Origin of the sequence: Pseudovibrio sp. POLY-S9, from assembly GCF_001431305.1 — a bacterium.
In the GTDB taxonomy this organism is placed as follows: domain Bacteria; phylum Pseudomonadota; class Alphaproteobacteria; order Rhizobiales; family Stappiaceae; genus Pseudovibrio.
This window is the reverse complement of sequence record NZ_LCWX01000179.1, coordinates 1-526: the sequence shown is the minus strand read 5'-3', so window position 1 is coordinate 526 and position 526 is coordinate 1. Positions and strand designations below refer to the sequence as shown.

General features: G+C 54.6%; 1 protein-coding gene. It reads right to left on the bottom strand.

Going from position 1 to position 526, the window contains the following annotated elements; translation table 11 throughout:
* A partial coding sequence (locus PPL9_RS18165) for a hypothetical protein (RefSeq protein ID WP_152986748.1) occupies positions 1 to 526 on the bottom strand: 526 nt, incomplete at both ends.

Sequence of the window (526 nt, the reverse complement as noted above, 5' to 3'; positions counted from 1 at the left end):
CCGTTGCGGTGATGGTGAAGGCTTGCTCCTGCGGGCCATCGTTGTCGAGATTGGTCGTAGCTTCAAAGGAGTAGGTACCATCCGGATTGACGGTGAGCGTCCCTTTGGGCAGCGTGAACGTGGCAGGTGTGTTGGTGGAAAGGGAGATGGTCTGGTTGGCTTCTCCGGGTACTGAGACAGTGATCTGTGTGACGCCATCAGCACCGGGGCTAAGCGACCACGTTCCGTTTAAGGTGTTGCCTTCTGCGACTGAGGTTGGTGTGTCTGCGATGACCAGTTGTGGCGTGTCGTCAATGATGTTGACCTGAATGTCGGCAGTGACTGTGTCTCCGTCATGATCTGAAGCGTTTATGGTGATGCCGTTGATCTTGATGGGATTTCCGCTGGTATCATGTGGGAAGGCATCTGTCAGTGTGGCTGTGATCTGTACGGAGCCTTGCTGACCTGCTGGGATGGCTGAAGCATCCAGTGCCAGAATGATTGCAGGCGTGCCGTTGATCGAGCCAATAAGTTGACCATTTGAGAC